20 protein-coding genes are annotated in these 19,250 nt (G+C 63.9%); 15 read left to right on the top strand and 5 right to left on the bottom strand.

Going from position 1 to position 19,250, the window contains the following annotated elements; genetic code table 11:
* Positions 1–27: 27 nt before the first annotated feature.
* The 4 genes from AC5FRW_RS00745 to AC5FRW_RS00760 form a co-directional block, all read right to left on the bottom strand.
* Positions 28–870 carry a polyprenyl synthetase family protein gene (locus AC5FRW_RS00745; RefSeq protein ID WP_493566501.1) on the bottom strand — a complete coding sequence of 281 codons (843 nt, stop codon included), beginning with the start codon at positions 868–870 and terminating at the stop codon, positions 28–30.
* Between the two features lie 170 nt (positions 871–1,040).
* Positions 1,041–1,991 (bottom strand): electron transfer flavoprotein subunit alpha/FixB family protein, encoded by a 951-nt coding sequence (locus AC5FRW_RS00750; RefSeq protein ID WP_493566502.1) that lies wholly within the window; start codon positions 1,989–1,991, stop codon positions 1,041–1,043.
* Entirely contained in the window at positions 1,988–2,779 is a 792-nt protein-coding gene (locus tag AC5FRW_RS00755; protein WP_493566503.1) for an electron transfer flavoprotein subunit beta/FixA family protein, read from the bottom strand. The genes AC5FRW_RS00750 and AC5FRW_RS00755 overlap by 4 nt, the downstream gene beginning before the upstream one ends.
* Positions 2,780–2,911: 132 nt before the next feature.
* The gene (locus AC5FRW_RS00760) at positions 2,912–4,081 is read right to left on the bottom strand and encodes a helix-turn-helix transcriptional regulator (protein WP_493566504.1); all 1,170 of its coding nucleotides are present in this window, start codon (positions 4,079–4,081) and stop codon (positions 2,912–2,914) included.
* A 156-nt stretch (positions 4,082–4,237) separates the two neighbouring features.
* Here AC5FRW_RS00760 and AC5FRW_RS00765 point away from each other — a divergent pair, with 156 nt between their 5' ends.
* Both AC5FRW_RS00765 and AC5FRW_RS00770 read left to right on the top strand, forming a co-directional pair.
* On the top strand, positions 4,238–5,476 hold the full coding sequence (locus AC5FRW_RS00765) for a DUF7096 domain-containing protein (protein ID WP_493566505.1): 1,239 nt from the start codon (positions 4,238–4,240) through the stop codon (positions 5,474–5,476).
* Between the two features lie 33 nt (positions 5,477–5,509).
* Complete coding sequence (locus AC5FRW_RS00770) at positions 5,510–5,989, top strand: type IV pilin N-terminal domain-containing protein (protein ID WP_493566506.1); 480 nt, start codon at positions 5,510–5,512, stop codon at positions 5,987–5,989.
* A gap of 12 nt (positions 5,990–6,001) precedes the next feature.
* Here the strand turns inward: AC5FRW_RS00770 and AC5FRW_RS00775 are convergent, their stop codons facing one another.
* A complete protein-coding gene (locus AC5FRW_RS00775; protein WP_493566507.1) occupies positions 6,002–6,628 on the bottom strand; it encodes a methyltransferase domain-containing protein in 627 nt (208 codons plus the stop codon).
* A gap of 173 nt (positions 6,629–6,801) precedes the next feature.
* Between AC5FRW_RS00775 and ahaH the strand changes: the two genes are divergently transcribed.
* The 13 genes from ahaH to AC5FRW_RS00840 all read left to right on the top strand — a co-directional run bounded on the left by ahaH (position 6,802) and on the right by AC5FRW_RS00840 (position 19,147).
* Positions 6,802–7,134: an ATP synthase archaeal subunit H gene (gene ahaH, locus AC5FRW_RS00780; RefSeq protein ID WP_493566508.1), complete on the top strand. Its 333-nt coding sequence runs from the start codon at positions 6,802–6,804 to the stop codon at positions 7,132–7,134.
* A complete protein-coding gene (locus AC5FRW_RS00785; protein WP_493566509.1) occupies positions 7,121–9,394 on the top strand; it encodes a V-type ATP synthase subunit I in 2,274 nt (757 codons plus the stop codon). The genes ahaH and AC5FRW_RS00785 overlap by 14 nt, the downstream gene beginning before the upstream one ends.
* A gap of 309 nt (positions 9,395–9,703) precedes the next feature.
* Positions 9,704–9,970, top strand: coding sequence for a F0F1 ATP synthase subunit C (locus AC5FRW_RS00790; protein ID WP_493566510.1), 267 nt, complete (start codon positions 9,704–9,706; stop codon positions 9,968–9,970).
* Between the two features lie 21 nt (positions 9,971–9,991).
* Positions 9,992–10,576, top strand: coding sequence for a V-type ATP synthase subunit E (locus tag AC5FRW_RS00795; protein ID WP_493566511.1), 585 nt, complete (start codon positions 9,992–9,994; stop codon positions 10,574–10,576).
* Positions 10,573–11,652, top strand: coding sequence for a V-type ATP synthase subunit C (locus AC5FRW_RS00800; protein ID WP_493566512.1), 1,080 nt, complete (start codon positions 10,573–10,575; stop codon positions 11,650–11,652). Before AC5FRW_RS00795 ends, AC5FRW_RS00800 begins: the two co-directional genes overlap by 4 nt.
* Positions 11,649–11,972 (top strand): V-type ATP synthase subunit F, encoded by a 324-nt coding sequence (locus AC5FRW_RS00805; RefSeq protein ID WP_493566513.1) that lies wholly within the window; start codon positions 11,649–11,651, stop codon positions 11,970–11,972. The genes AC5FRW_RS00800 and AC5FRW_RS00805 overlap by 4 nt, the downstream gene beginning before the upstream one ends.
* A 1-nt stretch (position 11,973) precedes the next feature.
* Positions 11,974–13,734 carry an ATP synthase subunit A gene (locus AC5FRW_RS00810; protein ID WP_493566514.1) on the top strand — a complete coding sequence of 587 codons (1,761 nt, stop codon included), beginning with the start codon at positions 11,974–11,976 and terminating at the stop codon, positions 13,732–13,734.
* A 2-nt stretch (positions 13,735–13,736) separates the two neighbouring features.
* Positions 13,737–15,155, top strand: a complete 1,419-nt coding sequence (locus AC5FRW_RS00815) for a V-type ATP synthase subunit B (protein ID WP_493566515.1) — start codon at positions 13,737–13,739, stop codon at positions 15,153–15,155.
* 176 nt (positions 15,156–15,331) lie between these two features.
* The gene (locus tag AC5FRW_RS00820; RefSeq protein ID WP_493566944.1) at positions 15,332–16,087 is read left to right on the top strand and encodes a bacteriorhodopsin; all 756 of its coding nucleotides are present in this window, start codon (positions 15,332–15,334) and stop codon (positions 16,085–16,087) included.
* A 75-nt stretch (positions 16,088–16,162) separates the two neighbouring features.
* Positions 16,163–16,897 carry a lycopene cyclase domain-containing protein gene (locus AC5FRW_RS00825; RefSeq protein ID WP_493566516.1) on the top strand — a complete coding sequence of 245 codons (735 nt, stop codon included), beginning with the start codon at positions 16,163–16,165 and terminating at the stop codon, positions 16,895–16,897.
* A complete protein-coding gene (locus tag AC5FRW_RS00830) occupies positions 16,867–17,928 on the top strand; it encodes a Brp/Blh family beta-carotene 15,15'-dioxygenase (protein ID WP_493566517.1) in 1,062 nt (353 codons plus the stop codon). Before AC5FRW_RS00825 ends, AC5FRW_RS00830 begins: the two co-directional genes overlap by 31 nt.
* 72 nt (positions 17,929–18,000) lie before the next feature.
* Positions 18,001–18,693 (top strand): V-type ATP synthase subunit D, encoded by a 693-nt coding sequence (locus AC5FRW_RS00835; RefSeq protein WP_493566518.1) that lies wholly within the window; start codon positions 18,001–18,003, stop codon positions 18,691–18,693.
* 61 nt (positions 18,694–18,754) lie between these two features.
* Entirely contained in the window at positions 18,755–19,147 is a 393-nt protein-coding gene (locus tag AC5FRW_RS00840; protein WP_493566519.1) for a DUF6276 family protein, read from the top strand.
* The last annotated feature ends 103 nt before the right edge of the window (positions 19,148–19,250 follow it).

Raw genomic sequence — 19,250 nt, forward strand, 5'->3', positions numbered from 1 at the left:
TCCGTTTCGTTTAGCCTCCGCTGCTCGTCACCGCTCCCGAACGACGACGAATTCGGCGAGGTCCTGCAGGTACTCGACGGCCTGTGTGTCTGTGGTGTCGACGGTCGCGAGCGCTTCGAGTGCGGTGTCGGATTCGGCGCGGGCGCGCTCGTTTGCCTCCTCGGGTGTCAGTTCGGTCACTTCGACGAGCGAGGGACGTTCCATCTCGGCGTCCTGTCCGGCGGGCTTGCCCAGCTTCTCTGCGTCGGCGGTCGCGTCGAGTACGTCGTCGCGCATCTGGAAGGCGACGCCCACGCGCTCTGCGTACTGGCCGAAGGCTTCGACGGTGTAGGCGTCGGCGTCGGCGGCGATCGCCCCCAGCTCTGCGGCCGCGCGAAAGAGCGCGCCGGTCTTGCGACGGGCCAGTTCCATGTACTCGGCCTCGTTGGTGGGCTGGCTGACGAGTTCGGTCGCCTCGCCCTCGCCGAGTTCGACCATCGATTCGGTCACCGCCTGCATCGCGCGCTCGTCCGAAGAAAACAGGGCGAAGGCCTCGCCCAGCAAGCCGTCGGAGGCGATGATCGCCGGCCCGTGGCCGAAGGCCGCCCACGCCGAGGGCGTCCCACGGCGTACGTCGGACTCGTCGATGATGTCGTCGATCACGAGTGAGGCGTTGTGGACGAGTTCGATGCCGACCGCGAACTCGACGGCGTCGGCCGGATCGCCCCCGAGTGCCTCACAGACCAGCACCGTCACCGTCGGTCGGACCCGCTTGCCCCCCGCCAGTGCGACGTGGCGCACCTCCTCGGCGAGTTCGTCGGGTTCGACTGCGTCGAGTACCGCCTCCAGTCGCTCCTCGACGCGGTCCCGACGCCGCTGCAGATACTCCATGTGTCGGCGCTTAGGAGTGGGGGCGCTTGAGGCTGACGGACCGATACCACCTTTTTCGGCGTCGGGTCGCTCGCTGCGCTCCCGACCACTCGCACGAAAAACGTGGGCGAAAAAGGCCGGTCCTCACTTCGTTCGGACCGGTGAACCGCCTCGCGTCGCTCGCCGGATGCCTACTCGAACTCCTCGGTCAGCGCCGGTACAACCTCGAACAGGTCGTCGACGATCCCGTAGTCTGCGATGTCGAAGATCGGTGCGTTGGGGTCGTTGTTGATGGCGACGATGGTCTCCGCGCCTTTCATGCCGGCGACGTGCTGGACGGCCCCGGAGATGCCGATGGCGATGTACACGTCCGGCGTCACCACTTTGCCCGACTGGCCGACCTGTCGGTCCTTGGGGAGCCAGCCGTTGTCGATGATCGGGCGCGACGCCGAGAGGGTCGCACCCAGCGCGTCGGCGAGGTCCCGCACCAGATCGAGGTTCTCCTCTTCGTCGATGCCCCGACCCACGGAGACCAGCACGTCGGTGTCGGCGATGTCCACGTCACCGTTGCCGACCTCCTGAAAGCCCGTCACCGTCGAGCGGACCTGTGATTCGTCGATGTCGGCGTCGAACGCTTCGATGCTGGCGTCACCGGTCCCTTCGGCGGCCGGCCACTCGGCGGGCCTGAGCGTGACGGCGGCCTGCTCAGCGTGAACGTCGATGGTCGTCTCGACCTTCGAGCCGTACAGTTCCCGGGTGACGGTCAGTTCGTCGTCGTAGGCAAGATCGACCGCGTCGGTCACGAGCGGGCGGCCGAGACGGCTCGCGACCGCCGGTGCGTAGTCGAGACCGTTGACCGTGTTGGGCATGAGCACGACCGTTGGATCGATGGCGTCGGTCAGTTGGGCGAGAGCCTGTGTGTACACGTCGTGGTTGAACTCCTCGCCGTGGTCGACGGTGTGAATCACGTCGACGCCCTCGCGGTTCAACCGGTCTGCGTACTCCTCGACGGGACCGCTGATGATCGCGACGTGGAGGTCGCCGTCGGTCGCGTCGGCCAGTTCACGCCCGGCAGCGAGGAGTTCGTGACTCACGTCACGGAGCTCGCCCCGGCGGTGCTCGGCGACGGCCAGCACCGTCATTGGCCCACCCCCCGTTCCCGCAGCAGGCCAGCCAGTTCACCGGCTGTCTCCTCGGCGCTGCCCTCGTACAGCGTCGCCTCGCCCTCGGCTTCGGGTTCGTACAGGGAGGTCTGTTCCAGCGGACTCGCGAGCGCGTCGGCTCCGAGTCCCAGATCGTCGAGTCCCTTCACATCGAGGGGCTTGCTCTGGGCCTGTCGAATCCCGCGGAGGCTGGCGTAGCGTGGATCGTTGATCCCGGTCTGGATCGTCAACACGGCGGGGAGCAGTACGTCGGTGAGTTCCTCGACGCCGCCTTCGAGTTCACGGTGGACGTGGGCGATGTCCTCTTCGGCGTCTACATCAAGGGCGTTCACGACGGCCGCCCACTCCATACCCAACTGTTCGGCCAGCGTCAGTCCGGTCGCCCCGAGGCTGTCGTCGGCCGACTGGACGCCGGTCAGGACGAGATCAGGCTCTTCCTCGCGCGCGACGGCAGCCAGCAGTCGGGCCTTCGTCGCCGGGTCGAGCAGCATGCCGTCAGCGAGCGCGTCGTCCCAGACTCTGACAGCCCGGTCTGCCCCTTTCGCGAGCGCCTGCCGAATGGTCTCTTCGGTGTCGGCGTCACCGATGGTCACGGTGACGACCTCGACGTCGTCGAGCGATTCGGAAAGCTGGACCGCCGCTTCGACGGCGTACTCGTCCCACTCGTTGAGGTCGGCCGTGACGTACCGGTCGTCGATTTCGAGCCCGTCGATCTCGAACTCGTCGTCGACGGCTGTCACCTGCTTGACTGTGACAAGAATTTTCATACCACGCAGTGGGACCGGCCGGTGAATAAACGTTTCCGAACGTCCAACCACGCGACCACTGTTTGCTCGTTCGTCCGACGTCTTCGATCGACTGGTGGTACCGTCTCTCGGTGCACGGCCCTCGCGAACAGATCAGTCCTCGATATCGGTCACGTCCTCGTCCGGGAACGAGATGAGGTTCTCCCGACCGATCCTGAGCTTGTCGATTTGGCCGTCCTCGGCCATCGCCGAGAGCAACTGTGAGACCTTGGCGTTCGACCAGCCGGTCTCCTTGACGATGTTGGCCTGTTTCATCCGACCTCCGTTCCGTTCGAGCAGGCGCTCGACGCGTTCCTCGTCACTGAGCAGTTCCTCGTCGAGTTCGTCGTCGCCCTCGTCGCTGTCGGCCGAGTCTGGCGAGTCGGTCGCTGGGACGGTGGCGGCCGGTGGCTCGTCCTCGTCCACTTCGGACGGCTCTCTTGCCGTCGTCGCCCCGTCGAACGGGTCGCCGTCACGGACCGAGAGCATGTAGACGCTGAGGACGGCGATTCCCAGCCCGACGACGAAGAAGCCACCCCAGAGGATGGCGTTGCCGTCACCCTCGTCGCCGGGTTCCGATGGGCCACCCGGACTGTCGGGCGACGGCGATGTCGGCGACTCCGGCGAGTCCGGCGGGACTGTCGTCGTGCCCTGACTGTACGCGACTTCGAGATCGCCGTCCGAGAACGTCGTCGGTCCCTGCCAGACGATGCGGCCGTTCTGGACTCGCTTGGGAGCGCTCCGAACACCGGCGTCCGGTGGCAGTTCGACGACGAGCGTCTGGTCGGCTTCGAGCCCACTCAGCCATCGGTCGGAGGTGTTGTACACGTCGTCGACGTACAGCACTTCGTCCTCGCTTCGTGCGTAGTTGGTCCAGGTGAACGCGAGCGTCAGCGACCCGTTGTTGCCGTCACTGGTCCGCCTGACATCCGTGATATTCATCTCTCGGCCGGTCGCGTCGCTCGCCACGCCACTGGCGCGCCTGAACGCGGACAGGCCGAGGATATCCGTCTCACCGCCTGTGAATCGCTCTGCCGTCTCGTTGAAGCTCGCCCGATCCTGTGCCGTCGTGACGTTGAAGTACGTCGTTACTTGCCAGTGTACGTCGTTGTTCGACGTGAGCTGGATCTCGATCGTGGTGTGACCCGCTGGTGGTGAGTCTGACGGCGTGGCCGTCAGTTGCTGGGCACTTGCGCCGTCGACGAGTGCACTACTGGCCGCAACTGGCGCTGCGAGCGCCACCAGGAGGAGGGCGAGGTGGGCGGCACGTAGCCGGTGAGACATCTTCGTCTGTGGTCTGTGCTTCCCGAGAGGAAAACGCTTTCCATCACAGGATAAAACGTCAACGGCGCCGTTGAAACGTCTCGGCTATTCTGCGTCCGTGATCCGGTGCTGATCGAAGAGAGGGATTTTTGTGGTTCGGGGCTGTACGACGGCATGATGCGTTCCGCCCCCGTCTCAATCTTCGCCCTCCTCCTCGTCGCGTCGGTGGCGATCCCAGCAGGGTCGACAGCGTTGTTGCCAGTCGATGACCGACCGGCACCGACACAGTTCGACGACTCCTCGCCGGTGATCGAACCGGTCGACGACTTCGCCAGCTACGCCTCGATCTCGCCCGACAACGTGACGACGACGACGTCCAGTGGCGTCTCCGTCGACGTTGCCACGGCGATCGAAGCCGACGCCGAGAGTCTGCGCAGTAACTATCAGGAGACCGCCTTCCAGGACCGGTTCTACGGCACCCAGCAGTCGAGTGAGCGTGACGAGATCATCGTCGGCCACACTCGCCGGGCCGAAGCACGAACGGCGGAACTCCGTGACCGACGCCAAGCCGTGATCGAGGCGTTCGCCGATGGCGAGCACTCGACGGCGGCGTTCGTCCGGTCGCTCGCACTCATCGACGCGGAGGCCGAGCGAGTCGCAGCGATCGTCCGACGCATCAAAAACGTCGCACGAACGTCGAGTTACTCGCTGCCGCGCTCGCTCGATACGCGACTGGAAAACCTCAGGGGTGAACTCGAAGTACTTCAGGGGCCGGTCGCACAGCGTTCCGCTCGTGCCATCGCGGGCGGCGAAGCGATCGAATCAATCTACGTCGAAACGTCCGACTCGGGCTACAGCCTCGCGATGGTCGATGACGACTCGTATTTCCGTGAGACGTACCTTGCCGACGAGCGCCGTCCCGACGCGACCGACCAGTTCCGCGAGAGCGACCTCTATCTCGTCAATGCCGCAAACCGCCGCGGCGTCGAGCTGTATCCGTGGGTCTCGAACGACACGTCTCCGTCGGGACAGGCACTCGGTCAGACGGGCATCTACCGCTTCCGGGCCGAGTACACGAGTGGCGATCTGACCGCGTATCTCGACGGTGGGACGACGAACGTCTTCCGCGAGACACAGCGCCAGTCGGTCGCTGCCGTCCCGGTCACCGACACCATCACCGAGCACAACGACTCCGTCGCCGTGGAAATAAACCGCACCTACCAGACCGGGCCGATGAGCGTGACGGTCGTCGACAACGCGACCGGTCAGCCACTCGACGCTACGGTGTCGATTTCGGGTGATCGTGTCGGCCGAACGGGTGCTGATGGGTCGCTCTGGCTCGTCGAACCTCGTCCTGGCGTCCCGCTTTCGGTGCGTACCGATTCGGGTCTCGTCGAGGTCCGTATCCCACCCTGACGTTCAAATCAGAACACGGTCCCACCGGGGCACATGCGCCCACCGGAGATCACGAACCGGGCCACCACGCCGGTCGTCGGCGTGGCACTACTGGTCGCACTGACGATCCTGCTAGCGACCGCCGTCGGGACGGCTGCTGTCGCACTGGACACCCCCTCTCAGCCGCCGATGGCGTCGTTCTCGCTGACGGCCGACGCGGAGCGTGCCACTCTGACGCTTCGCCACCGAGGAGGTGACACACTCGATACGCACGGGCTTGCTCTCCGGATCACGGTCGCTGGACAGCCACTCGATCACCAGCCACCAGTCCCCTTCTTCGCCGCGACGGGGTATCGAGGCGGGCCGACCGGCCCGCTCAACAGCGGCGCTGATCCAGTCTGGTCGGCCGGCGAGCGTGCCACCCTCCGACTGGCCGGGACGAACGCGCCGCTTCCCGAGACTGGCGACCGCGTTACTGTCGGGATACACGCAGAGAACACTCGGATTGCGACGGTTCGAACAGTTGCCGGCTAACCGCGAGTCACGTTACGATCGTTCGGGAACCTGTGCGATCGTCGTGATCGCGCGCGGACTGCCCGGCCGGTTCTGTTGGATGATGTGTTCGAAGTCCGTGTAGCCGGCGTCCTCGAACATCCGATCCGCTTCCTCCTCGTCGTAGAACAGCATAATCGCGTCGGCGAGTTTCTGGAAGACGGTCTGGCTCGGGTAGTCGGGACCGACGATCAGGACCTGCCCACCCGGTTTGGTGATCCTGCGACACTCAACGAGTGCGTCGACGGGATTGGGCCAGTACTCGATCGATCCCGACGACCACACCACGTCGAAGGTGTCGTCGGCGAAGGGGAGTCGCTCGGCGTCGCCGCGGTGAAACTGAACCGGCCCGCGCTTACCGAACTTGGCGTAGGCCTTCTCTAATTGGTGGGCGCTCTGGTCGAGTCCGTAGACGCGTTCGGTCTGTTCGAGTAGCCCCTCGGTGGCAAAGCCGGTCCCACAGCCCACGTCGAGCACGCGGTCCTCGGGACCGATGTCGAGCTTGGCGATCGCTTCGTCGCGCATCGCCTCGTTCCAGATGAAGGGGTTGATCTGGTCGTACACCTTCGAGAGGTATTTGTAGAACGTCCGCGCGCGCGACTTGTTCTCGAGGACTCCCATTGTACGGCGTTAGGACTTGGCAGGCATAATTGCCTCGGATCGTCGTTCCCGCGACCGGTGTTTGGCCGTGGCGTGCGACCCCATACCATGACTCGCACTTCTGCAGACGATTCACTCGCTCTAACTTCGCAACTACCAAATAGCCCCTGAAGCAACGATTAGGCGATTAGAAGATGCCACGGCCAGAAGTTCTCGACCGAATTAGGGAGGCCGAACAGGAGGCCGACGAAATCGTCGACGAGGCCGAGCAGGACCGAGAAGAGCGGATCTCGGACGCTCACGCCGAAGCCGATGAGATTCGTTCGGCCGCGCGCGAGGAAGCCGAGGCGGACGCCGAAGACCGTCTCGAATCGGCTCGTGAGAAGATCGAGGCCGAGCGCGAAACCATCCTCGAAGAGGGCCAGCAAGCCCGCGAGGAACTCGAAGCCAGCGCCCAAGAACGGACCGAGGACGTGATCGACCACGTCACAGACCTGTTCGAGGAGGCGGTACATGCTCAGACCTGAGCGAATGAGTCGCGTCTCGGTGACGGGATCGAAACGGGTCATGGACGACGTGGTCGACGCGGTCCACGACCTCAGCATGCTTCACGTCACCGAGTACGACGGGTCTTGGGAGGGGTTCGAACCCGGCGACCCGATCGCAGGCTCCGACTCTGCATCCGAAAAGCTCGTCACCGTCCGCTCGCTCCAGTCGATCCTCGACGTCGACGCGGCCGACGCCGGACCGACGCGACTGGTGACCGACGAAGCGCTCGACGAGGAACTCGAAGAGATCCGGCAGGAAGTCAACGAACTCGACGACCGCCGTGACGAACTCGAACGCGAACTGCGCGACGTCGAAGAACAGATCGACACGATCGATCCGTTCGTCACACTCGGGATCGATCTGGACCTGCTCCGGGGCTACGACTCTCTGTCGGTCCTCGTCGGCACGGGCGACGCAGATCAGATCGAAGCCGAACTGGCCGACAGCGAGGTCGACACCTACGACACCTTCACGGAGGACGACGTCGTTGCGATCTTCGGCCAGACCGATCGCGACACGCTACAGGACGCGATTCTCGGGACTACGTTCTCGGAACTGACGATCCCCGCCGGCGAGACCGACCCGGAATCCTACCGCGAGGAACTCGTCCACAAGAAACAGCAACTCGAATCCAATCTCTCGACCGTCGAGGACGAACTCGAAGACCTGCGCCTCGATGTCGCCGGCTTCTTGCTGGCGGCCGAAGAGAAACTCGCGATCGAGGTCCAGAAGCGCGAGGCACCGCTGACGTTCGCGACGATGGAGAACGCCTTCATCGCCGAGGGCTGGATTCCCGACGCCGAGTACGACACCTTCGAGCAGACGATCCGCTCGGAAGTCGGCGAGGCAGTCGATGTGGACAAACTCGAAGTCGCCGAGTACGACGACCACGGCCACGCCCACTCGTCGGAGGAAGTCGAGCACGGCGGCAGTGGTGGTGCAGCCACCGAGGCGTCGACGACCACGGCACAGGCCGACGCCGGCGGTGCCGCCGAGGAGACGAGCACCGAGGAAGGCCAGAAAGTCGCCGACGGCGGACTCGTGACGATGAGCGACGACGAGCCGCCAGTCATTCAGGACAACCCCGGCCCGGTCAAGCCGTTCGAGGACCTCGTCGAGGTCGTCAACCGACCGAAATACAGCGAGTTCGACCCGACGGTCGCCTTCTTCCTGACGTTCCCGGCGTTCTACGGGTTCATGATCGGTGACCTTGGGTACGGGATTCTCTACTTCCTCGCAGGCTTTGGCCTGTACTCGAAGATGGACAGCGACGTGCTGAAGAGTCTCGGTGGCGTCACCATGTGGGCCGGCGGATTCACGGCGCTCTTTGGCGTCCTGTATGGCGAGTTCTTCGGGCTCCACCAGCTCGGTGAAATCGTCTGGGGCGGCGACCCGCCGATACACAAGGGACTCCAGCCCGCGTTCGGTGACTACGCCATCGCGTGGCTGACGATCAGCCTGCTCGCTGGCATGCTGCATCTCGCGGCTGGCTGGATCTTCGACTTCGTCGAGAATCTCGGCCACGGTCTCTGGGACGCGATCACCGAGAGTGGCTCGTGGCTCCTGATGATGTTCGGACTCTGGGCGTGGGTGTTCTCCGGTGCCAACGGTGCCGCGCCGAACTTCCTCTACACCGCCGAGGAAGGGATCTTCGCCGGACATCCGTTCGCGCTCGGATTCACCGGCCTCCCGGCGTTCGATCTGTTCACGATCCCCGGACTCGGCGCGCCGTTCTCGGCGTGGCTGGCCGTGTTCCTCGTCGGACTCGTCCTGCTCGCACTCGCCGACCCCATCGAGGTCGTCGAGTTCCTGAACGTGTTCGTGAACGTCCTGTCGTACACCCGACTGGCCGCCGTGCTGCTAGCCAAGGCGGGGATGGCCTTCGTGGTCAATCTCCTCTTCTTCGGTGTGTACGTCGTCGACAGCGGCCACGGCGCTGAGTGGCACTTCGGCATCGACCACTCCCCACAGTACATGCTCGAACAGGGGACCTACCACGGTCACGAAGTGACTGAAGTCATGTTCGGCGGCCTGATGCACTCGGGCATCGCCGGCGTGGTCGGTGGCCTCCTCGTGCTCGTGCTCGGTCACGTGCTCGTGCTCGTACTCGGTGTCACGAGCGCCGGCCTGCAGGGCGTCCGTCTCGAATACGTCGAGTTCTTCGGCAAGTTCTTCGAGGGCGGGGGCAAGTCCTACAACCCCTTCGGCTACGAGCGCAACTACACGACCGAAGAGTAAGCGCCGCGACGGCGCTCTCACGTTTCCTTCGTTCTACACGAAATCGTCATCCCGAGTCGCTCGATCGGCTTTTTCGTTGCCGTTCGATCCTGCGGGCCGTCCGGCGATTCGCTCGATCATCACCCGCCGGCACCCAGTAGGCTGCCAGTACCTCGTAGCGACGGCTGGTATCACGTCACACTCCCTCCCCGCTCAGGGGCTAAAACGCCAATGCAGCGTGCTGACGAACGGTTTTGGGAAGTTTTATGAACTCCGTGGGGTCACATACGCTTGTTCGGAACGAGCAACCGCAGACAGGAACCTAAAACAATGATGGAAACTTTCGCACTCATCGCTAACGTCGTACTGCAAGATGGAACGTCCGCGGCCGCCCCGGCGATTCCCGCCGGTGCCGCAGCAGCCCTCGCAGTCGGTCTCGCCGCCCTCGGTTCGGGGTATGCAGAGCGTGGGATCGGTGCCGCAGCGGTCGGCGCCATCGCCGAGGACGACAGCATGTTCGGTCGTGGGCTGATTCTTACAGTCCTGCCGGAGACGCTCGTCATCCTGGCGCTGGTCGTCGTCTTCATCCTCGGTTAATCCACCCCCACTTTTCCAACAATGAGTCTTGAAACAGTCGTAGAGGACATTCGAGAGCAGGCCCGCGCACGTGCGGACGAAATCCGCGACGACGCCCAGCAGCGCGCCGACGAGATCATCGCGGAGGCAGAGGCCGACGCCGACGAGATCCGCGAGGAGCGCGCCGCCGAGGTCGAACGCGAGATCGAGCAGGAGCGCGAGCAGAAAGTCTCCAGTGCGAAACTGGAGGCCAAGCAGGAACGGCTGGAAGCACGCCGTGACGTCCTCGAAGACGTTCGAGAACAGGTCGAAGCAGAGATCGCGGCCCTCGACGGCGACCAGCGCGAGGAGCTGACGCGAGCGCTTCTCGATGCCGCCGCCGAGGAGTTCGACGACGACTCGTCCGTGCAGGTCTACGGCCGCGCCGACGACGCCGACCTCCTCGAGTCGATTCTGGAGGAGTACGACGGCTACGAACTGGCAGGCGAGTACGACTGTCTCGGCGGTGTCGTCGTCGAGAGCGACAGTTCGCGCATCAGCGTGAACAACACCTTCGACTCGGTGCTCGAGGAAGTCTGGGAGAACAATCTGCGAGACATCAGCGGACGACTCTTCGAGGACCAATGAGCGCGCGAGTCGGCGACCGTGGCGAGGGAAGCAGCAACTACGAGTACGTCAACGCTCGTGCCCGGTCACGTCGAGCCTCGCTGTTCGACGACGACGACTACCGCAAACTGGTTCGGATGGGACCGGGCGAGATCGCCCGGTTCATGGAGGAGTCGGAATACGAGGCAGAGATGAACGCGCTCGGGTCGCGCTATTCGGGCGTCGACCTGATCGAGTACGCGCTCAACCGCAACCTCGCGAAGAACTTCGAGGATATTCTGGACTGGTCCGAGGGTCGGCTGTACGACTACCTCGCCCGGTACCTGCGCAAGTTCGACGCCTGGAACGTCAAGACGGTCGTCCGCGGTCTCTACTCCGGTGCGGACCGGACCGAAATCGAGGACGACCTGATCCGAGCCGGTGAGTTCACGTCCGATCAGCTCGATCGGATGCTGGCCGCCGGTTCGATCGAAGAGGTGGTCGAGGTGCTCGACCGCACCATCTTCGGTGAGGCACTCACAGCAGCCTACGAGGACTACGAGGAAAGCGGTGTCCTCGTCCCGCTGGAGAACGCCGTCGACCGGACGTTCTACGAGACGCTGCTGGACGGCCTGCCGGCCAACCCCGAGGTCGACAGCCCGACCGGGCTGTTCGTCTCGTTTTTGCGTGCCGAAGTCGACTTCCGAAACCTTCGGAACGCGGTTCGGCTCGCGCGGAGCGGTGCCGAGAGCCTCGACCCGACCGACTACTACATCGACGGCGGACGCCTGTTCAAGCAGAGCGATCTGGCCGGCCTGTCCGCCAACGTCGATCAGCTCGTCTCGGTCGTCCGCGAGAGCGCGTACGGTGACGATCTCGACGAGGCACTCGACGCGCTCTCGGAGGCGGGCAACGTCATCGAGTTCGAACACGCACTCGATGCGGCCCTCCTCGAATATTCGGATCAACTCTCGAACCGCTATCCGCTGTCGGTCTGTCCGGTGCTGTCGTACATTCTCGCCAAGGAGCGAGAAGTCGACAACATCCGTGCGATCGCTCGCGGTCGCGAGGCCGGACTCGACAGTGAGGAGATCGAACAGGAACTGGTGGTACTATGAGCCAGGAGATCGGTGTCATCGGCAGTCCCGACTTCACGACCGGCTTCCGACTGGCCGGCGTGCGGAAGTTCGCCGACGTGCCGGACGAGCAGAAAGACGAGGACCTCGACGCCGCCGTCGAGGAGATGCTCGACGACGAGGAGATCGGCATCATCGTGATGCACGACGAGGACCTCGACCACCTCTCGCGCGGGGTGCGGAAAGATGTCGAGACGAGCGTCGAACCCGTGATGGTGACACTCGGTGGTGGCACCGGGAGCGGCGGACTGCGCGAGCAGATCAAACGTGCGATCGGAATCGACCTGATGGAGGAAGACTAATATGAGTCAAGCGACAGAATCCGACGTCCGTGAAGACGGCGTCATCGACAGCGTTTCGGGGCCGGTCGTTACCGCGACCGACCTCGACGCCCGGATGAACGACGTGGTGTACGTCGGTCACGAAGGGCTGATGGGCGAAGTTATCGAGATCGAAGGTAACATTACCACGATCCAGGTGTACGAGGAAACGTCCGACGTTTCCCCGGGCGAACCGGTCGAATCGACCGGGTCCCCGCTCTCCGTGGACCTCGGACCGGGGATGCTCGACGCCATCTACGACGGCGTCCAGCGCCCCCTCGACGTCCTCGAAGAGAAGATGGGATCGCCCTATCTCGACCGTGGTGTCGACGCACCCGGGATCGACCTCGAAAAGACCTGGGAGTTCGAACCCGAGGTCGAGGCAGGCGACGAGGTCAGTTCCGGCGACATCGTCGGGACCGTCCCCGAGACGCCCAGTATCGACCACAAAGTGATGGTGCCACCCGACTCCGACGGTGGCGAAGTCGTCGCCGTCGAATCGGGTAACTTCAACGTCGAAGAGACGGTCGTCGAACTCGACACCGGCGAGGAAATCTCGATGCGACAGGAGTGGCCGGTGCGCCAGCAGCGTCCCTCCGAGGAGAAGCAGACGCCGACTACGCCCCTGATCTCCGGTCAGCGCGTGCTCGACGGTCTGTTCCCCATCGCGAAGGGTGGGACGGCAGCGATTCCCGGTCCCTTCGGGTCGGGGAAGACCGTCACGCAGCACCAGCTCGCCAAGTGGGCCGACGCGGACATCGTGATCTACGTCGGCTGTGGTGAGCGTGGCAACGAGATGACGGAAGTGATCGAGGACTTCCCCGAACTGGAGGACCCGACCACCGGTAACGCGCTGATGGATCGGACCTGCCTCATCGCCAACACCTCGAACATGCCGGTCGCAGCCCGTGAGTCCTGTGTGTACACCGGAATCACCATCGCGGAGTACTTCCGTGACATGGGCTACGATGTGGCACTGATGGCCGACTCCACCTCCCGGTGGGCCGAGGCCATGCGCGAAATCTCCTCCCGTCTGGAGGAGATGCCCGGTGAGGAGGGGTACCCTGCCTACCTCGCCGCGCGCCTCTCGGAGTTCTACGAGCGGGCCGGTTACTTCAAGAACGTCAACGGCAGCGAAGGCTCCGTCTCCGTTATCGGGGCGGTCTCGCCGCCGGGTGGTGACTTCTCGGAGCCGGTCACGCAGAACACGCTGCGTATCGTCAAGACGTTCTGGGCACTCGACGCGGACCTGGCCGAGCGCCGGCACTTCCCGTCGATCAACTGGAACGAATCGTACTCGCTGTACCGAGAACAGCTCGACCCGTGGTTCGTCGAGAACGTGCGATCCGACTGGCCCGAGAAGCGCCAGTGGGGCATCGACACGCTCGACGAAGAGGCCGAGCTACAGGAAATCGTTCAGCTCGTCGGGAAGGACGCCCTGCCGGAGGACCAGCAGCTGACGCTGGAAGTCGCACGCTACCTGCGTGAAGCGTGGCTCCAGCAGAACGCGTTCCACCCGACGGACACCTACTGTGAGCCAGAGAAGACCTACCGCATCCTCGATGCGATCAAGACGTACAACGACGAGGCCTTCGAGGCGCTCGACGCTGGCGTCCCGGTCGAGGATCTGACGGACCTCGATTCCGTCCCACAGCTCAACCGGATCGGTGTCCAGGAGGACTACAACGAGTACATCGACGAGCTCGAAGCGGACATCGAGGCAGAAATTCAGGAGCTGTACTAACAATGAAGAAAGAATACGAGACCATCACGGAAATCAGCGGTCCGCTGGTGTTCGCCGAAGTCGACGAGCCGGTCGGCTACGACGAGATCGTCGAGATCGACACCGGCGACGGCGACGTTCGCCGCGGTCAGGTGCTCGAATCGACGAGCGACTACGTCGCGATTCAGGTGTTCGAGGGGACGACGGGGATCGACCGCAACTCCTCCGTTCGCTTCCTCGGCGAGACGATGAAGATGAAGCTCACCGAAGACCTGCTCGGGCGTGTCCTGAGCGGGTCCGGTGACCCCATCGACGGCGGTCCGGACATCGAGCCGGACGAGCGTCGTGACATCGTCGGGAAGGCGATCAACCCCTACTCCCGGGAGTACCCCGAAGAGTTCATCCAGACCGGTGTCTCCGGTATCGACGGGATGAACACGCTCGTGCGCGGCCAGAAACTGCCGATCTTCTCGGCCTCCGGGCTTCCGCACAACGATCTGGCACTCCAGATCGCCCGACAGGCGAGCGTGCCAGAGGAAGAGGAAGGCGACGACGGCGAGGGATCGGAGTTCGCCGTGATCTTCGGTGCGATGGGGATCACCCAGGAAGAGGCAAACGAGTTCATGCAGGACTTCGAGCGCACCGGTGCGCTGGAGCGCTCCGTCGTCTTCATGAACCTCGCAGACGACCCGGCCGTCGAGCGAACGCTCACGCCGCGACTCGCACTGACGACGGCGGAGTATCTCGCCTTCGACCAGGGATATCACGTGCTTGTCATCCTCACGGACATGACCAACTACTGTGAGGCGCTCCGAGAGATCGGGGCCGCTCGTGAAGAGGTCCCGGGTCGTCGTGGCTACCCCGGATACATGTACACCGACCTGGCACAGCTGTACGAGCGTGCCGGCCGGATCGAGGGTCGTGACGGCTCTGTCACCCAGCTTCCCATCCTGACGATGCCGGGTGACGACGACACGCACCCGATCCCCGACCTGACCGGCTACATCACCGAGGGCCAGATCTACATCGATCGGGACCTCAACAGTCAGGGTATTCAGCCGCCGATCAACGTCCTGCCGAGCCTCTCACGGCTGATGGACGACGGGATCGGCGAGGGCCTGACGCGTGCCGACCACGCCGACGTGAAAGACCAGATCTTCGCCGCCTACGCGGAGGGTGAGGACCTGCGTGACCTCGTGAACATCGTCGGTCGCGAGGCGCTGTCGGATCTGGACAACAAGTACCTCGACTTCGCCGACCGGTTCGAGACGGAGTTCGTCGATCAGGGTATCGAGACGGACCGCTCCATCGAGGAGACGCTGGAACTGGGCTGGGACCTCCTCTCGATGCTCCCGCCCGAGGAACTCAACCGGATCGACGAGGAACTCATCGAGGAACACTACCGCGAGGACGAACCGGCCCAGGAAGTCTCTGCGGACTGAACGACCACACTTTTCGGTTCGACTATTTATTGCCGCCACCTCGAAATTACCGTATCGCCCATATCAGCGCCGTCGCGTCGCTTTACCTCTTCGTGTGAGGGCATACCAATCCTTGTTGGTATGAGTTGTTTAAGTATCTATGACTAAGGTATCTGTGTGTCATGATACAATCAGGCATGAGCGCGTACACGCCAGGCGGTGAAGGAATCTTCCTCTGGGCCGGGACGGCCGGCATGTTCATAGGGATGTTGTACTTCATCGGCCGTGGCTGGAGCGTCACGAATCAGCGCCGCCAGAAGTTCTACATCGCGACGATTATGATCGCCGCGATCGCCTTCGTGAACTATCTGGCGATGGCACTGGGGTTCGGTGTGACCGAGATCACGATCGCCGGTGAAGCACGCCCGATCTACTGGGCGCGATACACCGACTGGCTGTTCACGACGCCACTGCTGTTGTATGACCTCGCGTTGCTGGCGGGCGCAGATCGGAACACGATCTACTCGCTGGTCGGCATCGACGCACTGATGATCGGTACCGGTGCGCTCGCGACCCTGTCGGCAGGGTCCGGTGTGCTGGCAGCAGGGGCCGAACGCCTCCTCTGGTGGGGCATCAGCACTGGCTTCCTGCTGGTGTTGCTGTACTTCCTGTTCAGCAAACTCACCGCGCGGGCTTCGGAACTGTCGGGAGATGTCAGATCGACGTTCTCGACGTTGCGAAACCTGATACTGGTCCTGTGGCTGGTGTATCCGGTATGGTGGATCGTCGGCACTGAAGGGCTGAACCTGATCGGCATCGGTGCCGAGACGGCCGGCTTCATGGTGCTCGACCTGGTCGCCAAGATCGGGTTCGGGTACATCCTGCTTCGGAGCCACTCCGTCCTCGACGAGGCAGAACAGCCGACACCCGAACGCACGCCGACGGCCGACTAACCGGTCCCATCGGCCCGTTCGTCCGCGCACCGCCAGCGTCACGACTACCCACCGGTTTCGTTTCAGTACCACACGATGGCAGCTTTCACATACGCCCAATTTCACGCACTGTTCGTCCTTCCGGCGCTGGCAGTCCTCGTCGGCGCGGTGGGGATTCGCTCGCGGTCCACCCGGAGCGATGTCCGACCCGTCGCCGTCGCCGTGATCATCCTCGTCGCGATGCTGTACACGATTCCGTGGGACAACTATCTCATCCTGCGCGGCGTGTGGTCCTACGGCCCGGACAGCGTCGTCGCCGTCATCTGGCACGCGCCCGTCGAGGAGTACCTGTTCATCCTCTTGCAGCCAGTGGTCGCCGCTCTCTGGCTACACCTGATCTCACCGGGCGTCCCACTCGACGACGACACGAGCGTCAGCGGGCGTGATCGACTGTTCGGTGTCGCCGGCGGCGCGGTGATCACGCTGCTCGGCACGGCGTTGCTCTTCGAGTCGGCCACCTTCTATCTCGGCGCGATCATCGCTTGGAGTGGGCCGGTCTTCGCGTTGCAGTGGGCCGTCGGCTGGCCGTATCTGGTGGCCCGCTGGCAGACGCTGGCCGTCGGGATCACGGTACCGACGGCGTATCTCTGGATCGCCGACCGTATCGCACTCGCCTCCGGCGTCTGGATCCTGTCGGAGCAGTACACGACCGGACTGTCGCTGCTTGGTCTCCCCATCGAGGAGGCCACCTTCTTCCTCGTGACCAATGCTTTCGTCGTGCAGGGCCTGTTACTGTATCCATGGGTGATCGATCGATGGCGTTCGAGATAGCGACCGAGCGTCGCCAGCGTCGGTCCGGTGCCTGGCGGCGTCTCGCACGCGGGACGTTCCTGCCGGCGTGGGCCGGAATCGCTCTCGTCGCGTTCGCCCATCTCGGCGGTCTCTCGCTCCCGATCACCGTACGGTACGCCGTCCTGCTGGTGACGCTGGTGGTGCTGGGCCTGCCCCACGGAGCGGCGGATCACTACTCGTACGCACGCGTCCTCGGGCGTGACCTCTCTTTGGGGCTACTCGGTCGATTCTGTGGCGCGTACCTCCTGTTGGCAGCGACGTACACGCTGGGTTGGTTTCTCGCGCCGACTGCCGCGTTCTGCTGTTTCCTCGGCCTGACGTGGTTCCACTGGGGACAGGGTGATCTGTACTGGCTGGGGACGCTGACCGACGCCGCTCCATCGCGGGTCCTCGCAGCGCTCACAGTCGTCGTTCGCGGTGGCCTGCCGATGCTCGTGCCGCTGCTCTTCTTCCCCGACCGGTACGCCGCCGTCGTCCAGACGGTCGTCGCGCTGTTCGGTGCGGATGTGAGCGGGTGGCTCGCCCCGCTGTTCGGGTCAGACGTTCGATTCGGACTCGGCGTCGCGTTCGCCACCGTGACCGTCGTCACGCTCGCGATGCGTGCGTACACGGTCGGTCTCGGCCGAGTCTGGAGCGTCGACGTGGGCGAGACGGCACTGCTGTGGGCCTTCTTCGCCGTCGTCCCGCCGGTACTCGCGATCGGGACCTACTTTGCGCTCTGGCACTCGCTGCGCCACATCACGCGGCTGATCGCCCTCGACGACGTGTCGATGGCGGCCCTCGACCGTGGTGCTGTTGCCCGCCCGATCCGTCGGTTCGTCCACGACGCGCTGCCGGCGACAGTCGGTGCGCTGGTGCTGTTCGGCGGGTTGGCACTGGCCGTGCCGACGACGCCGGTGGCCGTCGAGGAGATCGGTGGTCTCTATCTGGTCTTGCTCGCCGTTCTCACGTTGCCCCACGTCGTCGTGGTCTCCGTCCTCGACTGGCGACAGGGTGTCTGGGGTCGGTGAGACACCGCGTGCTGGCCTGCCAGCCACGGAAACTGTAAACAGTTATCCGACTGGGAACGTAACGCCCCGATAATGGCTAAAGACGTCAAACCCACTCGGAAGGAGTTGATGCAGATCGAGGATCGCATCGACCTCTCCGAGCGTGGGCACGACACGCTGGAGAAGAAGCGCGACGGCCTCATCATGGAGTTCATGGACATCCTGGACCAGGCACAGGACGTTCGTGAGGATCTCGACGACTCCTACGACCGTGCCCAGCACGCCATCAACATGGCCCGCGCGATGGACGGCGACGTGGCCGTTCGGGGCGCTGCGGCGGCACTGAAAGAACACCCCGAGATCACGACCCAGTCGAAGAATATCATGGGTGTCGTCGTCCCCCAGATCGAGTCCAGCAAGGTCAAGAAATCGCTGGACGAGCGAGGGTACGGCGTCATGGGAACCTCCGCGCGGATCGACGAGGCCGCCGACGCCTACGAGGACCTCATCGAGAACATCATCCTCGCCGCGGAGGTCGAGACCGCGATGAAGAAGATGCTCGAAGAGATCGAGACGACCAAGCGCCGCGTCAACGCACTGGAGTTCAAACTGCTGCCCGATCTGTACGACAACAAGGAGTACATCGAGCAGAAACTCGAAGAGCAGGAACGCGAAGAGATCTTCCGCATGAAGAAGATCAAGAACAAGAAAGAGGAAGAGGAATCCGCCGCCCGCGAGGAAGAAGCGCAAGCGGCCGAACCCGCGACCGTCGCCGCCGACGACTGAACGTCTCCGATCTCGACTGCCCTGTCGCTGTCCTTTTTACTGCGCCGTGCCCATCGATTGCATGGACTGTCCCGAGTGCGGTCACGAGATGATCGTCTTCGCCGTCGAACCGGACCTTCGTGCGTTCCTCCCGGGCGAGGACTCCGGGGCAGCGCTGTGTTCCCGGTGTCTGACCGTCCGGCCCGCGGCGGAACCACCGGTGTCGGACCCTGATTTCACACCACTGGGTGACTCTTTCCCGTCCGACACGGACGCGGCCGTTCCGATGGCCCTCCTCCTTGGCTTGCTGTCGTCGTTGGCACTGTATCGTGAGGAGATCGCTGCACTCCTGGAGCGTGTCGAACGGGCTGGCGTCGACGTACTGTTGGTGCTCGACCGACTCGACGCCGACCCATCGATCGAGAGTGAGGTCGATCTGGCCCGCCGTCGGCAGCAACTCGAACAGTTGCTGTGAGCGGGACCCAAACTAGTAAGGTACTGTTTCTTTATATGTGGGGGCAATACAATCAAGTGCGGCATCAGGACGTGGACGACACTCGTCCACGACGCCACAGCGG

Source organism: Halomicrobium sp. HArcht3-1, assembly GCF_058933345.1.